Source organism: Mesorhizobium sp. M4B.F.Ca.ET.203.01.1.1 (assembly GCF_004791025.1).
Classification (GTDB): Bacteria; Pseudomonadota; Alphaproteobacteria; order Rhizobiales; family Rhizobiaceae; genus Mesorhizobium; species Mesorhizobium abyssinicae.
In genome coordinates, this window is record NZ_SRUO01000005.1 from 366,167 (window position 1) to 383,514 (window position 17,348).

The window sequence follows — 17,348 nt, forward strand, 5'->3', positions numbered from 1 at the left end:
TTTTATCTGCAATAGCAAAATGAAAAACGGCATCCGAAGATGCCGCTTTTCTCGTCGCATACGTGCCCTATTCCGCCGCCGCCTTGGCCATCGGATTGTTCGGGTGCGTCGTCCAGTTGGCATAGACCGGCGACACCGGCTTGCCGGTGCGCTCGTCCATCGCGCCGACGGCCAGCGGCTCCATGGTGATGCAGCCCTCGACCGGGCAGACATTGACGCACAGATTGCAGCCGACGCACTCGGCCTCGATCACCTCGAAATGCCTGACGCCATCGACCATCGCAGTGATCGCCTGGTGCGAAGTGTCCTCGCAGGCGATGTGGCAGCGGCCGCATTTGATGCAGGCATCCTGGTCGATATGCGCCTTGGCGACGTAGTTGAGGTTGAGATACTGCCAGTCGGTGACGTTGGGCGTGGCGCGGCCGACGATGTCGGCGAGCGAGGCGTGGCCCTTCTCGTCCATCCAGTTCTCGAGGCCCGCGATCATCTCCTGCACGATCTTGAAGCCGTAGGTCATCGCCGCTGTGCAGACCTGCACATTGCCGGCGCCGAGCGCCATGAATTCCGCCGCGTCGCGCCATGTGGTGATGCCGCCGATGCCGGAGATCGGCAGGCCGCGGGTCTCGGCATCGCGCGCGATCTCGGCCACCATGTTCATGGCGATCGGCTTCACCGCCGGGCCGCAATAGCCGCCATGCGAGCCCTTGCCGTCGATGGTCGGCTGCGGCGCGAAACTGTCGAGATCGACGCCTGTGATCGAATTGATGGTGTTGATCAGCGACACCGCGTCCGTTCCACCTGCGTGGGCCGCTCGCGCGGGCTTGCGGATGTCGGTGATGTTGGGCGTCAGCTTGGTGATGACCGGCATGCGGGTGTTTGCCTTGCACCAGCGCACCACCATTTCGATATATTCCGGCACCTGGCCGACCGCCGAGCCCATGCCGCGTTCCGACATACCGTGCGGGCAGCCGAAATTGAGCTCGATACCGTCGGCTCCGGTCTCCTCGACCACCGGCAGGATCGCCTTCCAGCTTTCCTCGACGCAGGGCACCATCAGCGAGACGACGACGGCGCGGTCCGGCCAGTCCTGCTTGACCTGCTTGATCTCGCGCAGATTGGTCTGCAGCTCGCGGTCGGTGATCAGCTCGATGTTGTTGAGGCCGAGCAAGCGGCGGTCGGCGCCCCAGATCGCGCCGTAGCGCGGGCCGTTGACGTTGACCACCGGCGGCCCCTCCTCGCCGAGCGTCTTCCAGACCACGCCGCCCCAGCCCGCCTGGAAGGCGCGGATGACATTGTAGGCCTTGTCGGTCGGCGGCGCCGAGGCCAGCCAGAACGGATTGGGCGACTTGATGCCGACGAAATTGTTCCTGATATCTGCCATGCTCATGCCCTCCCGTTAGAGGTCAGTGCCCGGTTGATGCTTTCGGCCGCGTCGCGGCCTTGCGCCACCGCCGAAACGGTGAGGTCGTCGCCGCCGAAGATGCAGTCGCCGCCGGCCCAAACTTTGGCCAGCGAGGTGCGGCCCTCGGCATCGACCTTGATGCGGCCGCCTTCCAGCTCGATCTCGGCGCCGCTGCCGTTCAGCGCGGCCGGGACAAAGCTCTGGCCGATCGCCTTGAACACCTGGTCGGCCGCGAGCGTGAGCCGCTCGCCGGTGCCGGCCAGCTTGTCACCGTCCATCGCCGTATATTCGAGCTCGATCGCCGACACCTTGCCGTTCTCGGCGATGACGCGCTTGGGCTGCAGCCAGTGGCGGATGGTGACGCCATTGGCAGCGGCCAGATCCTGCTCGAAGCCGGAGGCATTCATGTGCGCCTGGCCGCGCCGGTAGCAGATCGTCACCTCCTCGGCGCCGAGCAGCTTCGACTGCACCGCGGCGTCGATCGCCGTCATGCCGCCGCCGATGACGACGACGCGCCGGCCGACCGGCAGGCCGGAAAGATCGCTGGCCTGACGCAGTTCGGCGATGAACTCCACCGCGTTGGTGACCCCATCGCTGCCCTCGCCGTCGGTGCGCAGCGCGTTGACGCCGCCAAGCCCCATGCCGAGGAACACGGCATCGTAGTTCCGGATCAGGTCGGACAGCTGGTAGTCGCGGCCGAGCGCCTTGCCGTTCTGGATGTCGATGCCGCCGATCGCGGTGACGTAGTCGACCTCGGCCTGGGCGAAATTGTCGACGCTCTTGTAGGCGGCGATGCCGTATTCGTTGAGGCCCCCGGCCTTCGGCCGCGCCTCAAGGATGGTCACGTCATGGCCATGGCGCGCGAGCCTGTGCGCGGCGGCAAGCCCGGCCGGCCCGGCGCCGACGACGGCGACAGATTTTCCGGTCGGTTCGGCGCGCGCATAGAACTGCCTGTCCTCGCTCATTGCGACATCGGTGGCGTAGCGCTGCAGCCGGCCGATCTGCACCGGCTTGCCCTCGGCCACCTCGCGCACGCAGACTTCCTCGCAAAGCGTCTCGGTCGGGCAGACGCGGGCGCACATGCCGCCAAGGATGTTCTGGTCGAAGATGGTCTTGGCCGAGCCGAGCGGATTGCCGGTCGAGATCTGGCGGATGAACAGCGGAATGTCGATCGAGGTCGGGCACGCATTCATGCACGGCGCATCGTAGCAGAAATAGCAGCGATCGCTTTCGACCAGCGCCTCGTGATGGTCGAGCGGCGGATGCAGGTCGGAAAAATTGTCGGCATACTGTTCGGACGACAGCCGGCCGCCGGCTATGCCCTCTTTGAAATGACCAGTCGCCATTCCGGTTCCCCTTGTTTTGTTTTGGGGAAGGCTAGCACGTTTTATTTTTTTATCAATTGGTCAATTTTCGGCCAAGTCGCTGAAAAGGCTCTATAAAAACATGATAATTATACTCATGTTATGGCAAGCACGGAGGGCTCGAATGACCCGGCGCTTTCGCTGCCCGGGCCATGGATCGACCTGATCTCGTCCGCGACCAGTTCCTGGAGCCGCCACAGATTGCGGTCGTGGATGCCGAACGTCTCGAGGTGACTGACGGTGTTGTAGAGATATTCGGCGCCGGAGCCGACATGGCCGCAGGCACGGGCCAGCACATGCGCCACCGTCTCCAGCGGCTGCCCGAGCGAGGTACCCCTGCCGGTCACCCCGACCCAAAAGCCTAGCGCCTTGCGCGGCCCTTGCGCGGTGCGCACCGGAACCCAGCGGACCGAGGCGACGCTTTCGTGATCATCGATCTCGCGCCGCAGCAGCCTTTCGATCTGGGCCGGCTTGTCACCGTCCGGCAGGCGATAGATGACGCCGTCGCAGCGGCCACCCCGTTCCAGCGCCATCATCAGCCCGGGCTGCGCGGCGCTGCCGCGCCAGCGAACCATGTCGAGGCAGAACGACCGATGCCAGCCATGGGCCGAGGCGCGCTGCTGCTCGACGGAATCGAAGGCCGGCTTCCAGATCAGCGAGCCATAGGCGAACACCCACAGCGGCCCTTCGTCGGCTTCGCCTGACAGACGCTCGGCAAGCGCGCGGAAATCATCGTCGTTCAATTGCGTCCAGCTGCCGTCCGGACCTGGATCGGCTTCCTCCCGATGACAGAGCGCCACAAGCTCCGGCGTGAGCGACATCTGCCGCATGGATCGTGATCCCCTCATTGACGGACAAGCAAAGGCGAAAACCGCATGGCGCGCAAGATTGCAGGCACAGTGCCTTGCCGCCGTCGATTTCCGGCCCATGTCGGATTCCTGTCGCCGGGATCGTCCTAAGATCGGTCACGAGACGATCAACCGAGGAAACCGAAGGAGCATGACGATGCCGAAATCCCCGATGCCGTTCTTCTGGTACGAGTTGATGACCACCGACCTCGACGCCGCCGAGGCCTTCTACACAGCCGTTGTCGGCTGGAAGGGGCAACCCTTCGATACCTCGCCCGGCATGCCGCGCTACATCGTCATGAATGTCGGCGAGCGCGGCGTCGCGGGCTTGATGACGCTGCCCGAGGATGCCGCCAAGATGGGCATGCCGCCCGCCTGGCTCGGCTATATCCATAGCAAGGATGCCGACGGCGCGACCGCGTCGCTCAAGGACGCGGGCGGCACCGTGCACCGCGCACCCGACGACATTCCGGGCGTCGGGCGCTTCGCCGTCGTTGCCGATCCGCAAGGCGCGACCTTCATGTTCCTGCAGCCGAACCAGCCCGATCAGCCGCCGGTGCCGGCGCGAACGCCAGGCCACATCGGCTGGCATGAGCTCTACACGACGGACTGGACGGCAGCCTTCGATTTCTATGCCGAGCAGTTCGGCTGGACAAAGGCCGGCGACTTCGACATGGGCCCAGCGATGGGCACCTACCAGGTCTTCGCTTTTGTCGGCGAGCCCGTCGGCGGCATGATGAACAAGCCCGAACAGATCCCGGTGCCGGTCTGGCAGTTCTACTTCAACGTCGCCGCCATCGACGCGGCGGCCAAGCGCGTGACCGACAATGGCGGCAAGGTCATCATGGGTCCGATGGAGGTGCCCGGCGGCGATTGGATCGTGCAGTGCACGGATCCGCAAGGCGCGCATTTCGCGCTGATCGCGCCGGCGCGGTAAAACCGATTGCGATTGGTGAAAGCGACAGCAGCGGCCGATCTCCCGCTTGGACGGCTTGTCCGGCCCTCCTCCGCAACTGCTGCGGAGGACGGGCAAGACAGAGAGGGCGCCATCCCGCCGACCTCACCCTAGTGCGTTACTCCGGCGTCAGAACGGCGACTTTGAGGTCGGCCTTCTCGCTGCCGCTGAGCTGAACGGTGGCCGGACCGGCTGACAGCTTGAAACGCACGCTCTTGCGAATGCCCGGGCAGGTCTTCACGCCGCTGAACCCAGCCGACTTCACGGCATGGCCGTCCTGCACGATATCGATCCAGGCCTCATCCGACAGGCTGACCTGGAGCTCTCCCTCCGGCGGCACGACGATGCTTGCGGTCGCGCCGAACGTGCCGGCTGCCGGGGCACGGTCCGGAGGCACTTCAAAGCTGATCGTGTCGATCGCTGCGAGCGTGAAATCCATCGCCTGGCCGACCGTCAGGGCAGCACCGGACTGCGCGGCCGGCGCTGCCGCAAACAGTGCCTGCTCGCGTGCCACCGGCCATTTGAAGGCATCACAGCCGCTGTCGGCTGCCATGGCGAAGCTGGTGCCTGCAAGGATTGCGAACAGGCTGATGACGATTGTTTTCATGGTGAAGGGAACTCGCATGGTTGGCGTACCGGCATCAATACAACCATAGCGATACTTATGCAACCATGAAGGGAAACATTTTTGGGAGATGAAACCATTTTCACTCACCGATTGTTGAAGGCAGGGCATCGGAAGTGAGTGGTCCATTGCCGGGCGATATTTTATGGCCAGGCGGGGAGGCAAAATGGAGTTTTAGATGAAGCTTTTCGAAGGTCTTTCCCAGTACCGGCCACAGGCGCTCGGCGTGCTGCGCATCGTGACTGCGCTGCAATTCATCGAGCATGGCACCCAGAAACTGTTCAATTTCCCCGTCGGCGAGCACGCCGGCGCCTTGAGCGGGTTGCCTCTGGCTGCCGGCATCCTTGAATTCGCCGGCGGCATCCTGCTCGCTCTCGGGTTGCTCACCCGGCCGGTGGCGTTCCTTCTCGCTGGCGAGATGGCGATCGCCTATTTCATGGCGCATGCGCCGCGCGACTTCTTCCCGGTCAACAATGGCGGCGACTCGGCGATCTCGTTCTGCTTCATCTTCCTCTATCTGGTGTTTGCCGGCGCCGGCGCCTTCGCGCTGGACAACCGCCGCAACGCATGACCTGCGAAACGGATGCGCGCCTGGTTTCAGGCGCGCATCCGCTCGAAATTGGCGTCGAACAGCGGCGCCGATTGGATGCGCGCGCCATGGCGCTTGCCCAGAATCTCGATCTCGAAGCCGTCGGCCTCGTCGGCGATCTCCCTCGGCACATAGCCCATGGCGACCGACCTTTTCGCGTGATGCGCGTAGCCGCCCGAGGTGACCCAGCCGCGCACGGCGCCATCGAACCAGATCGGCTCATCGCCGATGACGTCGGCATCGGCCGCATCAACGATGAAGGCGCGCAGCCGCAGCTTGCCGCCCTGCTTGCGCTCGGCCAGCGCTGCCGCCTTGCCGATGAAGTCCGCCTCCTTGCCGTAAGCGACGAAACGGTCGAGGCCGGCTTCCAGCGGCCCGTAAATCGGCCGGTACTCGCGCGCCCATGAGCCGTAGTTCTTCTCCAGCCGCAGCGCATTGAGGGCGCGCGAGCCGAACAGGCCGATGCCGAATTCCTCGCCCGCCGCCGTCAACGCCCCGAATGCGGCGCGCTGATACTCCGGCGCCACCCAGATCTCGTAGCCGAGATCGCCGGTATAGCTAACGCGGCCGACCAGGCAGGGCGCCATGCCGATGTCCATCCTGGCCACCGCCATGAAGGGGAATGCGGCGTTGGAGACATCCGCGCGCGTCACTTTCGCCAGAACATCCCGCGCCTTCGGTCCGGCGATCGCCAGCCCGGTCAACTTCTGTCCCAGCGCCTCGATGCGCACCGAACCGTTCTTCGGCAGATGCGCCTCGAACCAGCGCATATGGTATTGCTCGGCGATGCCGGAGCCGGCGATGAACCACTCGCCGTCGTCGATGTTGGCCAGCGTGAAATCGCCGATCAGCCTGCCGTCATTCTTCAGCATCGGCGCCAGCGTCATGCGGCCGCGCTTCGGCAGCTTGCAGGCCAGCATGCGGTCGAGCCAGGCGGCTGCGCCCTCGCCGGTCACCGCGTATTTGGCGAAGTTGGAAATCTCCGCCAGGCCGACGCCGCCGCGCACCGCCGCCACTTCCTTCGCGACATGGTCGAAATCGCTCGAGCGCCGCCAAGAGAACTCGTCCCTGACGCCGTCAGGGGCATACCAGAGCGGCACCTCCAGCCCGTAGGACACGCCCCATTGCGCGCCCTTGGCCGAGAGGGCGTCATAGACCGGCGTCGTCTTCAGCGGCCGTCCGGCCGGCAGTTCCTCGTTGGGGAAGCGGATCGAGAAGCGCCGCGAATAATTTTCGCGCACCTTGGCATTGGTGTAGGCCATTGTCGCCCAGTCGCCGTAGCGCGCGACATCCATGGCCCAGATGTCGGCGCCGGGGTCGCCCTCGATCATCCAGTTGGACAGCGCCAGCCCGACGCCACCACCCTGCGAGAAACCAGCCATGACGCCGCAGGCGACCCAGAAGCCCGGCAGGCCACGCACCGGCCCGACCAGCGGATTGCCATCCGGCGCGAAGGTGAAGGGGCCGTTGATGATCTGCTTGATGCCGGTGTTCTGGAAGGCGGGGAAATGCCGGAAGCCAACCTCCAGCGACGGCGCGATGCGATCGATGTCCGGCTCCAGCAGTTCATGGCCGAAATTCCACGGGGTCTGGAACTCGGACCACGGCTTGTTGGCCTTCTCGTAGGTGCCCATCAGCATGCCGCCGCGCTCCTGGCGCAGATAGAGCTCGCCGTCGAAATCGACCGCATGGATGATCTCGGTGCCGGTCTTCCGGTTCCAGGCGGCGACCTCGGGCATGTCCTCGGTGATCAGGTACATGTGCTCCATGGCGAGCACCGGCAGTTCGAGGCCGACCATGCGGCCGACCTCGCGCGCCCACAGGCCGCCGGCATTGACGACATGCTCGGCCACCACCTCGCCCTTGTTGGTGATGACGCGCCATGAGCCGTCGGGCCGGCGCACGATGTCCTCGACCTTGGTGAAGCGCTCGACCTCCGCACCCAGTTTCCGGGCCGCTTTGGCATAGGCATGCGTCACGCCGGACGGATCGAGATGGCCATCCTCCTTGTTGCGCACCGCGCCGACGAATTGCTTTGGATCGAGCAGCGGCATCAGTTCCGCCGCCTCATTGGGCGAGATCTCCTCAAGGTCGATGCCGAGATAGCGGCCCTTGGCGACCACGCCGCGCAGCCAGTCGAGCCGCGCCTCGGTCGCAGCCAAGAGCACGCCGCCGGTCAGGTGCACACCGGTCGCCTGGCCGGACAATTCCTCGATCTCCTTGTAGAGCGAGATCGTGTATTTCTGCAGCTTGGCGACGTTGGGGTCGCCATTGATCGTGTGCATGCCGCCGGCCGCGTGCCAGGTCGAGCCCGAGGTCAGTTCGTCGCGCTCCAGCAGCACGACATCGGTCCAGCCGTGCCGGGCCAGATGGAACAGCACCGAGCATCCGACGACACCGCCGCCAATGACCACGACCTTTGCATGCGATTTCATGGGGTTTTCTCGTTATTTCAGTGAGTTGGGAAGATAAGATGAATCGGAAAGGCAGCGCCTCGCGCCGACGCCAAGGAACTCACGGCTCGCCCTGCCCGATCGCTTCCTTGCGGCGCGCCATATAGGCTTCGAGCGCCTCGCGCACGGCAGGATCCATCGCCGGCTCGGCATACTCCTCCAGCGCCTTCTTCCACAGCCGCGTTGCGCGCGCGGTCGCGTCGAGGCCATCGGCTTCCTGCCAGGCTTCGTAATTCTGCCAGTTGGAAAGCATCGGCTGGTAGAAGGCGGTGGCGTAGCGCTCCAGCGTATGCGGCTCGCCGAAGAAATGGCCGCCGGTCGGCACCGCGCCCAATGCCTCGACCGCGAGTTCCCCTTCGTCGACAACGATCGGGCGCAGAAACTCCATCATGTGCTGGATCATCTCGACGTCGATGATGAACTTCTCGAACGATGCCGTCAGCCCGCCCTCCTGCCAGCCGGCGGCGTGGTAGACGAGGTTGCCGTGGCCGAGCACCGCGCCCCATAGCGCCATCAGCGTCTCGTAGGCGCCTTGCGCGTCGGCGGCGTTGGAGGCCGAACCCGGCGTCGTGCGGTACGGCAAATCATAGCGCCGCGCCAATTGCCCGGAGGCAATGTTGGCCTTGGTGTTTTCCGGCGTGCCGAAGGCCGGGGCGCCCGACTTCATGTCGACATTGGAAGTGAAGGCGCCATACATGACCGGCGCGCCGGGCCGGACGAGCTGCGTCAGCACGACGCCGAACAGCGCCTCGGCGTTCTGCTGCGCCAGCGCGCCGGCCAGCGTCACCGGGCTCATCGCCCCCATCAGCGTGAACGGCGTCACCGCCACCGACTGGCCGAACTCGGCCATGGTCATCAGACCCTCGGCCATCATCTCGTCAAAACGGCGCGGAGAGTTGACCGAGATGATGGTGGCGATGCCCGGGTCGTCGCGCATCTGATCAAGCGTCAGCCCGCGCGCGATCGCCATCATCTCGATGCCGTCGAGCGCCCTCCCCCGGCCGATCGCCGAGACATGGAAGCATTTGTCGGTCAGCGTCAGGTTGGCGAAGTAGGTGTCGAGATGGCGCGAATTGGCCGGCAGTTCGATCGGCGCGCAAACCTGGTTGCCGAGCATGTGGACGCAGTTGAAATGCTGCGCCAGCCGCACGAGGTCTTGATAGTCGCGCAAATTGCCGGCGCGGCGGCCACGCTCCATGTCGTGCACGTTGGGCGGCCCGGCGACGAGCGTGAAATTGATCGTGTTGCCGCCGAGATGAATGGCGTGGGCCGAGTTGCGTGGGGTAAGCGCGTAGCTGGCACGCGTCGTCTTCAGTGCCTCGGCGACCATGCCGCGATCGATGCGGACATTCATCGATGCGTGATCGACCCTGGCACCCGCCTTTTCGAACAGCGCCAGCGCCCGTGGGCTCATCACCTCGATGCCGAAATTTTCAAGGATATGCATCGAGGCTTCATGGATCGCCTCGATCTGGTCGGCCGAGAGCAGCGCCATCGGCGGATAGGGGTTGGTCACCCGCCTTGCCGGCAATTGCGGGATCGCGGACGGCCCCCGGTTGCTGGTTCGCTCAGTGCCGCGCTTGCGTCTTGGTTCGGTCATGCCGCACATCAGAGCGCCGGCACGAAAGCGCGGCTGTCAGAAATCCGCCGTTTGCGGGCGTGATTTTAGCCAAGGCGGCATTTCTGGAATTCCATTGCGACAAAAGCGACATCGAGAGTCGAAATTATAATACCGGCCCGGAGCGGCGACGGTGGCTCCCCAGCCGTTAAGAAACGCCGCAAGAATCCCTTTATGTTTTCGGCCTATTCGTCTGCCGATGCGTAGGTCGAGTTTTAGTAAAATTGTAGCCTTCACCGTGCTGCTGGCGTTGGCGCTTTCGGCCTGCGCGACGCCGCCGAGCCATATCAACGATGTCTGCGCCGTCTTCGACCAGAATGACGGCTGGTTCGACAACTGGCAGGCGGCGGCCGAGCGCGCCGAGCAGAAATATGGCGTGCCGGTGCCGGTGCTGATGGCGACGGTGCGCAAGGAATCCGGCTTCAAGAGCAATGCCAGGCCGCCGCGCACCAAGCTGCTTGGCTTCATCCCGTGGAAACACGTCTCGTCGGCCACGGGCTTCTCGCAGGCGCTCGACGGCACCTGGTCGCAGTACCAGAGCGAGACCGGCAACTGGGCGGCGCGCCGCACCCGCTTTGCCGACGCGGTCGACTTCGTCGGTTGGTATCATTCCAAGACCGCCGACACCTACGGCGTCGCCCGCACCGACACCTACAATCTTTATCTCGCCTATTATCTTGGCTGGACGGCTTACGGTCGCGGCAATCGCGGCGATGCCGGCGTGCAAAACTACGCCCGCGCCACCGACAAGATGGCGCAGGACTATGCGGCGCAGCTACGGCAATGTGGAAACTAGCCCCTTCCGGTATTAGTGCCGCCTTGTCGTATCTTTCGGCTTTTTAGCACCGGTTTCGGAAGTCTCGTCGCGCACTTTGTTGCGACGGGCTCGCATTCCAGCCTGGTCCTGCTCCACGGCCTCGCCGATCTGGTCCGCTTCGGGAGTCGACGATTTGCCACGTGGTCGGTTGGGCGCCGTTCCTGTCAAACCCGGCCCCGCGCCGTGCACATCTTCCGGCACGCCCTCATGCGCGGCGTGCTCCTTGTCGAACTTGATCACCTGATCCATCTTCGCCAGCACGTCATCGGCAAGCCAGCACAGGCTCATATGGCCGTCGCCGAGGTTCTTCACCGGCGGCACCTTGGTCTCGCATAGATTGTCCGGCACCAGCTTCTTGTAGCCGCAGCGCGTCTGGAACGGACAGCCGGTCGGCGGGTTCATCGCCGACGGAATGTCGCCCTCGAGCACGATGTGCTTCTTGACCACGCTGGTGTCGGCGATCGGGATCGCCGACAGCAGCGCCTCGGTATAGGGATGGTAGGGCGGCGAGAAGATCTGGTCGGTCGTCCCCTGCTCGACGATATAGCCGAGATACATGACGACGACGCGGTCGGCGATGTAGCGTACCACCGACAGATCGTGGCTGATGAACAGCATCGTCGTCTTGTTCTTGCGCTGGATGTCCATCAACAGCTCGGTCACCGCCGCCTGCACCGAGACGTCGAGCGCCGAGACCGGCTCGTCGGCCACCACCACCTTGGCATCGCCGGCAAAGGCGCGCGCCACGCCGATGCGCTGCTTTTGGCCGCCCGAAAGCTGGCGCGGCTTGCGGGTCTCGAAGGCCCGCGGCAGCTTCACCAGGTCGAGCAGCTCCAGCATCCGCTTGCGGCGTTCGGCCACCGTCTTGCCGACATTGAATTTCTCCAGCGTGCGGATGATCTGCGAACCGACCGAGTGGCTGGGGTTCAGCGTATCGAACGGGTTCTGGAACACCATCTGGATTGACGACACCGTCTCGACGTTGCGGCTCTCGATGCCGGTCGACTGGATCTCCTTGTTGCCGAGGGTCACGCTGCCGGAGCTCGCCGTCTCCAGCCCGAGCAGCACCTTGGCCAGCGTCGACTTTCCGCAGCCGGATTCGCCGACGATGGCCACCGTCTCGGATTCGCGCGCCTCGAAGGAGATCGTCTCGTTGGCCTTGACGACGCGGCCCTCGCTGGAGCCGAACACTTCGCTGCCGCCGACCCTGTAGTATTTCTTGAGGTCCTGGATCTTGAGCACGGGCGCGCCGGGCTCGACCTTCTCATTGACCTTCTTGGCGCCCGGTGGCAGCGCCTCCCAGTCGATCTCGTTGAAGCGCACGCAGCGCGAGAAATGGCCCTCATGGCCATCGACTGCGATCATCGGGATTTCGGCGGCGTTGCAGACGCCCTCGACGAAATGGTGGCAGCGCGGGCCGAAGTTGCAGCCCTTCGGCCGCTCGTGCGGCAACGGCAACTGGCCGGGGATCGAGATCAGCGGCCGGGAATTCTTGTCCGCGCCGGGCAGCGGGATCGAGCGGAACAACCCTTGCGTATAGGGGTGGCGCATCCGGTCGAACACGTCCTTGATCTTGCCGGTCTCCACCGCCTCGCCCGAATACATCACCGTGATCTTGTCGCAGGTCTCCAGGATGAGACCCAGATTGTGCGACACGAAGATCATCGAGGTGCCGAACTTCTCGCCCAGCCCCTTGACCAGGTCGACGATGCCCGCCTCCACCGTCACGTCGAGCGCCGTGGTCGGTTCGTCGAGCAGAAGCAGCGCCGGCTTCGACAACAGCGCCATGGCGATGACGATGCGCTGCTGCTGGCCGCCCGAGAGCTGGTGCGGGTAGGAGCGCATCATGCGCTCGGGATCCGGCAGCTTCACCGCGCGCACCATTTCCAGCGCTCTGCTGTAGGCCTCCTCCTTCGACACTTTGTCGTGGATCAGCGGCACTTCCATCAGCTGCTGGCCGATCTTCATCGCCGGGTTAAGGCTCGCCATCGGCTCCTGGTAGATCATGGCGATCTTGTTGCCGCGGATGGCGCGCAGCTCATCCTCGGACAACTCGCCCATGTCCTTGCCCTGGAACTTGATCTTGCCGCCGACGATCTTTCCGATGTTGGAGAGGTCGCGCATGATGCCGAGCGACACGGTCGACTTGCCGCAACCGGACTCGCCGACGATGCCCATCGCCTCGCCGGGCATGACCGTGCAGGAAAAGTCCATGACGGCCGGTATCTCGCCCTTGCGGGTGAAGAAGGAGATCGACAGGTTCTCGATCTCGATGATCGGCCCAGGGGTCGGCTTGCCGGGATTTCGAACTGCCTCGTTCATGGGTCGCTCCAATCCTTGGTCTCTCTAGTTGAGCATGATCTAGTCCGAAAACCGGGTAACACCTTTCGGGATCATGCTTGGGGCCCTTCGACCCCCGCCATCAATCCTTCATCGACTGTTCGCGCAGGGAATCGGCCAGAAGGTTCAGCCCCAGCACGAACGACATCAGCGCGATCGTCGGCGGCAGCGCTGGGTGGATGAAGGAGCGCAGCAGCCGGCTGGCGTCCTTGATCGCCGTGCCCCAGTCCGGGCTCTCTGGCGCCAACCCGAGGCCGAAATAGCCGAGCGTGCCGAGCAGGATCGTGGTGTAGCCGATGCGCAGGCAGGCATCGACGATCAGCGGCCCGCGTGCGTTGGGCAGGATTTCCCACAGCATGATGTACCACGGCGATTCACCGCGCGTCTGCGCCGCCGCCACATAGTCGCGCGTCTTGATATCCATGGTCAGTCCGCGCACGATGCGGAACACGCCGGGGCTGGAGGCGAACACCACCGCCACGAAGATGTTGAGCTGGTTGGGATCGATATGCACGATCTTCAGCGGATCGGCGTCGAAGACAAGGCCGGCATAGATCCAGCCGCCGATGACGAGCGTCAGCCCTAGCAGGATATAGAGGCGGTCGGGGCGGTTCTTGTAGCGGGTCCAGAACAAGACGCTGAAGAAGATGATCGGGAACAGGAAGAACAGCCCGGCCATCGCATAGGGGATCGGCGTGTCCATGATGCCGGGCGTCACCAGCAGGTAGAACAGCAGGATCACTGGGAAGGCGAGCACCAGATTGGCGAGGAAGGACAGGAATGTGTCGATCCTGCCGCCGTAGTACCCGGCCGGCAGGCCGAGCGTGATGCCGACCATCAGCGCGAAGCCGGTGGCCGCCGGCGCGATGATCAGCACGATCTGGCTGCCGAACACCATGCGCGAGAACACGTCGCGGGCGAGCTTGTCGCCGCCGAAATAGTAGATGAGTTTCGAGGTCGGCTCGATCGCGCCAGGCAGCGCGTCCTTCATCACCGGCACCTGCGCCAGCGGATCGAAGGGCGAGATGGTCGAAGCGAAGATCGCCGTGAACAGCCAGAACAGGCAGATGCCGACGCCGACGATGCCGACGCCGCTGTCGAAGAGCTGGCCGTAGAGGCCGAGCTTCTTTTTGTAGACGAAGCTCGCCCCCAGGACGATGGCGAGCGCTATCCAGACCGGCCAGAACCGCGAGATGACGCCGAGCACGACATTGAAGGCACTGATATATTCGAGCTGCATCCGCTTCGCCCCCTACTGAACTCTGATGCGCGGATTGAGAAACGCGTAGCCGACATCGGAGATGAGCTGCGTGATCAAGACGATGAACACCGAGACCAGCGAGCAGCCGAGCAGAAGGTCGATGTCGTTGTTGCCGGCAGCCTCCACCAGCGTGTAGCCGAAGCCCTGGTAGCGGAACATCACCTCGACGATGACGACGCCGGTGAGCAGCCAGGGGAATTGCAGCATGATGACGGTGAACGGCGCGATCAGCGCGTTGCGCAGCGCGTGCTTGACCACCACGCTGCCGAAGGAGAGGCCCTTGAGGCGGGCCGTGCGGATATATTGCTGCGTCATCACCTCGACCATCGAGGCGCGGGTCATGCGGGCAATGTAACCGATGCCGTAGATCGCCAGCGTCATCACAGGCAGCGTGAAATTATAGAAGGTGATGCCTTGGCTAGCCGAGGCGGCCGAGCCGTTCAGCCAGCCGAGCCAGGACGCGAAGATGACGGTGAAGATGACGCCGGAAACATATTCCGGCGTCGCCGTCGACGCGATCGAGGCGACCGACAGCGTGCGGTCGGTGCGCGAGCCCTCGCGCATGCCGGCCAGGATGCCGATCAAGAGCGAGATCGGCACCATCACCGCAAGCACGCATAACATCAGGATGCCGGTGGCGCTGAGCGCCGGGAACAGCTTCGAGGCCACGGTCGTCTTGAACTTGGTCGAACAGCCGAAATCGCCCTGCAGCACGCCGGAGAATGTCGGCTCGACCGGATCGTTGCAGAAGGCGAAACGCTGCGTCGGCTTGCCCGTCGCCGGGTCGGTCACCGGCTGCTTGGGCAGCACGCCCAGCCACTGGCCATAGCGGACGAAGAAATTCTGCCGGTAGCCGTGGTTGACCAGCCAGTCCTCGAGCTGCTCGGCAGATGTGTGCATTTCGGTCTGGCTGATCGCCAGCTTCTTCAGGTTCGGGTTGAGATTGATCAGGAAGAAGACGATCAGTGTCAGGCACAGCATCGTCAATGCCATCGTGCCAAGACGCCTGAGGATGAAAGAAAGCATGGCGGCCCCCTGCCGGTCTGGTTGGGGTTGGAGCCTGTCTGCGAACCAGATCGGCCTCTAGCGGCCGGGCTGCCTTTCAAACGGACCCTCGGATGCGATCAACCCTGTTTTTCGTTGCACGCCGTTGCCGGATGAATCCACGCCGTCTCAAGGCGCCGGCTTCCGGTTCCTGCATTGTGCGGGGAGTGAGGGGAAGGGGCAAGCCCCTTCCCCAATCGGTCCGATCACGCCTGGTCGAGCCAGACCTTGCCATAGTCGCGTTCGAAGGTCGGGTGCATCTTGTAGTTCTGCACCGCCTTGACCGAGTGGCTGTAGAGCTTGCGCCAGTAGGGCTGGATGATGACGCCGGAATCCTGCAGGATCTGCTCGATGTCCTTCATCATCTCCTTGCGCTTGGCGGCGTCGGCGACGGCCAGCGCGGCATTGAGCTTGGCATCCCAGTCGGCGTTCGCAAAGGCCGTCTCGTTCCACGCCTCGCCGGAGCGGTAGCCGATCGCGAGCACCTGGACGCCGAGCGGACGCATGTTCCAGTTGGTCATCGACAGCGGATACTTGGTCCAGTCGTTCCAGAAGGTCGAGCCCGGCAGCACCGTGCGCTTCACCTTGATGCCGGCGTCGCGCATCTGCGCGGCGATCGCATCGCCGGTGTTCTTGTGCCAGTCCTCGTCGACCGTGATCAGCTCATGCTCGAAGTCGGCCTGGCCGGCTTCCGCCAGCAGTGCCTTGGCCTTGGCCGGATCGCGCGCCACCTTTGCCAGCTCGAAGTATTCCGGATGGATCTGGCAGACGTGATGGTTCTCGGCGACCGTGCCCGCATTGCCGTAGCCGAGCTGGAGGACGACATTGTTGTCGACCGCGAGCTGCAGCGCGTTGCGGACCTTCTGGTTGTCGTAAGGCTTGTTGTTGACGTTGGTGCGGCAAACGATCGTCGACGCCGTCACAACTTCCGACTTCACCAGGTCCATGCCGTCGAGGATCGACACATAGTCGGCCGAGGTCTCGAAATTGGTGTGGACTTCGCCCGCCTCGAAGGCGCTGACCATGGCCGCCGGATCGGTGCCGTAGTCGATGAACTCGATGCCGTCGAGGAAGACTTCACCGTCCCACCACTTGTTGTCCTCGCGGCGCTTGTAGACCACCTTCTGGCCGACATCGTAGGACACGAGCTCGAACGGGCCGGTGCCGATCGGGCAGGCCTTGAAGTCGCCGCCCTTCTCGTCGAAGGTCTTGTGGACGATCAGGCCCGGATAGTCGCACATGTTCGGGATCAGGGCGATGTCGGGCTTGCCGAGCTTCAGCTTGATCGTCAGGTCGTCGACCTTGGTGACGGCGCTTTCGTCCAGCTTGTCGTCCTTGACCAGGGTGCCGAGACGGCCAGGCATCGAATTGCCTTCGGCCTTCTTGTCGGCCCAGCGCTTCAGGTTGAAGATGACGTCATCGGCGGTGAAGGCATCGCCGTTCGACCAGGTCACGCCCTTGCGCACATGCAGCGTGTATTCGGTGGCGTCGTCGTTCACGTCCCAGCTTTCCAGCAGATAGGGGCGGAACGTGTATTCGGTGGTGTACTTGACCAGCGGCTCGAGCGCCTGGCGCTCGGCATTGGCGATTTCCGACCAGTCGGACTTGCGCGGATCCTTCGGATCCTTGATCCACTGCGCGACCTTCAGCGTGCCGCCCTTCTTGCCCTGCACGTCCTCGGCCCTCGCCGGTGTCGGATCGGCGAGGCCGAGCATGCCGTAGGCCATCGCCGTGGTGGCGCCGAAGACGCTGGCGAGCGCCAGGAATTCGCGGCGGTCCACCTTGCCTGCCTTGGCTTCTTCGGCCATGGCCAGGATGAGATCCGGAACGCGGTCACCGTTAGATTTGTAGATTGCCATGATTAACTCCCATTGTTGGCTTTCCGCCTTGTAACATTCCGCATCCGGACCGTGATGTCAAAGACGGTCTGGACTGGGAACATGTTGGCGAATGTGCAACTTTGGAAGGAGGGCGGTTCGCGCGATAGCGACAGTCTTGACGCAAATTTGCTACTGCGTCGCAGATTTCATTC

The 17,348-nt window shown here is 63.9% G+C and carries 13 protein-coding genes; 3 read left to right on the top strand and 10 right to left on the bottom strand.

What is annotated here, in order from left to right; genetic code table 11:
• Positions 1-67 precede the first annotated feature (67 nt).
• The 3 genes from preA to EN846_RS14415 all read right to left on the bottom strand — a co-directional run bounded on the left by preA (position 68) and on the right by EN846_RS14415 (position 3,596).
• On the bottom strand, positions 68-1,381 hold the full coding sequence (gene preA, locus EN846_RS14405) for an NAD-dependent dihydropyrimidine dehydrogenase subunit PreA (RefSeq protein ID WP_127391214.1): 1,314 nt from the start codon (positions 1,379-1,381) through the stop codon (positions 68-70).
• A gap of 2 nt (positions 1,382-1,383) precedes the next feature.
• Positions 1,384-2,748, bottom strand: a complete 1,365-nt coding sequence (locus EN846_RS14410) for an NAD(P)-dependent oxidoreductase (RefSeq protein WP_127391213.1) — start codon at positions 2,746-2,748, stop codon at positions 1,384-1,386.
• Positions 2,749-2,861: 113 nt separating this feature from the next.
• Complete coding sequence (locus tag EN846_RS14415; RefSeq protein ID WP_127311137.1) at positions 2,862-3,596, bottom strand: gamma-glutamylcyclotransferase; 735 nt, start codon at positions 3,594-3,596, stop codon at positions 2,862-2,864.
• A 175-nt stretch (positions 3,597-3,771) separates the two neighbouring features.
• On the opposite strand from EN846_RS14415, the gene EN846_RS14420 reads away from it, so the two are divergent.
• Positions 3,772-4,551: a VOC family protein gene (locus EN846_RS14420; protein ID WP_127391212.1), complete on the top strand. Its 780-nt coding sequence runs from the start codon at positions 3,772-3,774 to the stop codon at positions 4,549-4,551.
• Positions 4,552-4,687: 136 nt separating this feature from the next.
• Here EN846_RS14420 and EN846_RS14425 read toward each other — a convergent pair whose 3' ends face one another.
• Positions 4,688-5,323, bottom strand: coding sequence for a hypothetical protein (locus EN846_RS14425; protein ID WP_348630822.1), 636 nt, complete (start codon positions 5,321-5,323; stop codon positions 4,688-4,690).
• A gap of 49 nt (positions 5,324-5,372) precedes the next feature.
• Between EN846_RS14425 and EN846_RS14430 the strand changes: the two genes are divergently transcribed.
• A complete protein-coding gene (locus tag EN846_RS14430; RefSeq protein ID WP_127391211.1) occupies positions 5,373-5,765 on the top strand; it encodes a DoxX family protein in 393 nt (130 codons plus the stop codon).
• A 26-nt stretch (positions 5,766-5,791) separates the two neighbouring features.
• Here the strand turns inward: EN846_RS14430 and EN846_RS14435 are convergent, their stop codons facing one another.
• Both EN846_RS14435 and EN846_RS14440 read right to left on the bottom strand, forming a co-directional pair.
• Positions 5,792-8,218 (bottom strand): FAD-dependent oxidoreductase, encoded by a 2,427-nt coding sequence (locus EN846_RS14435; protein WP_127391210.1) that lies wholly within the window; start codon positions 8,216-8,218, stop codon positions 5,792-5,794.
• A gap of 79 nt (positions 8,219-8,297) precedes the next feature.
• Positions 8,298-9,836 carry a trimethylamine methyltransferase family protein gene (locus EN846_RS14440; protein ID WP_145968432.1) on the bottom strand — a complete coding sequence of 513 codons (1,539 nt, stop codon included), beginning with the start codon at positions 9,834-9,836 and terminating at the stop codon, positions 8,298-8,300.
• Positions 9,837-10,053: 217 nt separating this feature from the next.
• On the opposite strand from EN846_RS14440, the gene EN846_RS14445 reads away from it, so the two are divergent.
• On the top strand, positions 10,054-10,650 hold the full coding sequence (locus EN846_RS14445) for a transglycosylase SLT domain-containing protein (RefSeq protein ID WP_127391208.1): 597 nt from the start codon (positions 10,054-10,056) through the stop codon (positions 10,648-10,650).
• 12 nt (positions 10,651-10,662) lie between these two features.
• Here the strand turns inward: EN846_RS14445 and EN846_RS14450 are convergent, their stop codons facing one another.
• The 4 genes from EN846_RS14450 to EN846_RS14465 all read right to left on the bottom strand — a co-directional run bounded on the left by EN846_RS14450 (position 10,663) and on the right by EN846_RS14465 (position 17,175).
• Positions 10,663-12,993, bottom strand: a complete 2,331-nt coding sequence (locus EN846_RS14450; RefSeq protein ID WP_127391207.1) for an ABC transporter ATP-binding protein — start codon at positions 12,991-12,993, stop codon at positions 10,663-10,665.
• Positions 12,994-13,093: 100 nt separating this feature from the next.
• The gene (locus tag EN846_RS14455) at positions 13,094-14,251 is read right to left on the bottom strand and encodes an ABC transporter permease (protein WP_127284821.1); all 1,158 of its coding nucleotides are present in this window, start codon (positions 14,249-14,251) and stop codon (positions 13,094-13,096) included.
• A gap of 12 nt (positions 14,252-14,263) precedes the next feature.
• Positions 14,264-15,298, bottom strand: a complete 1,035-nt coding sequence (locus EN846_RS14460; RefSeq protein ID WP_127311412.1) for an ABC transporter permease — start codon at positions 15,296-15,298, stop codon at positions 14,264-14,266.
• Between the two features lie 224 nt (positions 15,299-15,522).
• Positions 15,523-17,175: an ABC transporter substrate-binding protein gene (locus tag EN846_RS14465; protein WP_127391206.1), complete on the bottom strand. Its 1,653-nt coding sequence runs from the start codon at positions 17,173-17,175 to the stop codon at positions 15,523-15,525.
• Positions 17,176-17,348 lie beyond the last annotated feature (173 nt).

Bases quoted from the DNA above. Each gene is read 5' to 3' on its own strand.
- preA (WP_127391214.1), bottom strand. From the start codon at position 1,381: ATGGCAGATATCAGGAACAATTTCGTCGGCATCAAGTCGCCCAATCCG.
- EN846_RS14410 (WP_127391213.1), bottom strand. From the start codon at position 2,748: ATGGCGACTGGTCATTTCAAAGAGGGCATAGCCGGCGGCCGGCTGTCG.
- EN846_RS14415 (WP_127311137.1), bottom strand. From the start codon at position 3,596: ATGCGGCAGATGTCGCTCACGCCGGAGCTTGTGGCGCTCTGTCATCGG.
- EN846_RS14420 (WP_127391212.1), top strand. From the start codon at position 3,772: ATGCCGAAATCCCCGATGCCGTTCTTCTGGTACGAGTTGATGACCACC.
- EN846_RS14425 (WP_348630822.1), bottom strand. From the start codon at position 5,323: ATGGACCACTCACTTCCGATGCCCTGCCTTCAACAATCGGTGAGTGAA.
- EN846_RS14430 (WP_127391211.1), top strand. From the start codon at position 5,373: ATGAAGCTTTTCGAAGGTCTTTCCCAGTACCGGCCACAGGCGCTCGGC.
- EN846_RS14435 (WP_127391210.1), bottom strand. From the start codon at position 8,218: ATGAAATCGCATGCAAAGGTCGTGGTCATTGGCGGCGGTGTCGTCGGA.
- EN846_RS14440 (WP_145968432.1), bottom strand. From the start codon at position 9,836: ATGACCGAACCAAGACGCAAGCGCGGCACTGAGCGAACCAGCAACCGG.
- EN846_RS14445 (WP_127391208.1), top strand. From the start codon at position 10,054: ATGCGTAGGTCGAGTTTTAGTAAAATTGTAGCCTTCACCGTGCTGCTG.
- EN846_RS14450 (WP_127391207.1), bottom strand. From the start codon at position 12,993: ATGAACGAGGCAGTTCGAAATCCCGGCAAGCCGACCCCTGGGCCGATC.
- EN846_RS14455 (WP_127284821.1), bottom strand. From the start codon at position 14,251: ATGCAGCTCGAATATATCAGTGCCTTCAATGTCGTGCTCGGCGTCATC.
- EN846_RS14460 (WP_127311412.1), bottom strand. From the start codon at position 15,298: ATGCTTTCTTTCATCCTCAGGCGTCTTGGCACGATGGCATTGACGATG.
- EN846_RS14465 (WP_127391206.1), bottom strand. From the start codon at position 17,175: ATGGCAATCTACAAATCTAACGGTGACCGCGTTCCGGATCTCATCCTG.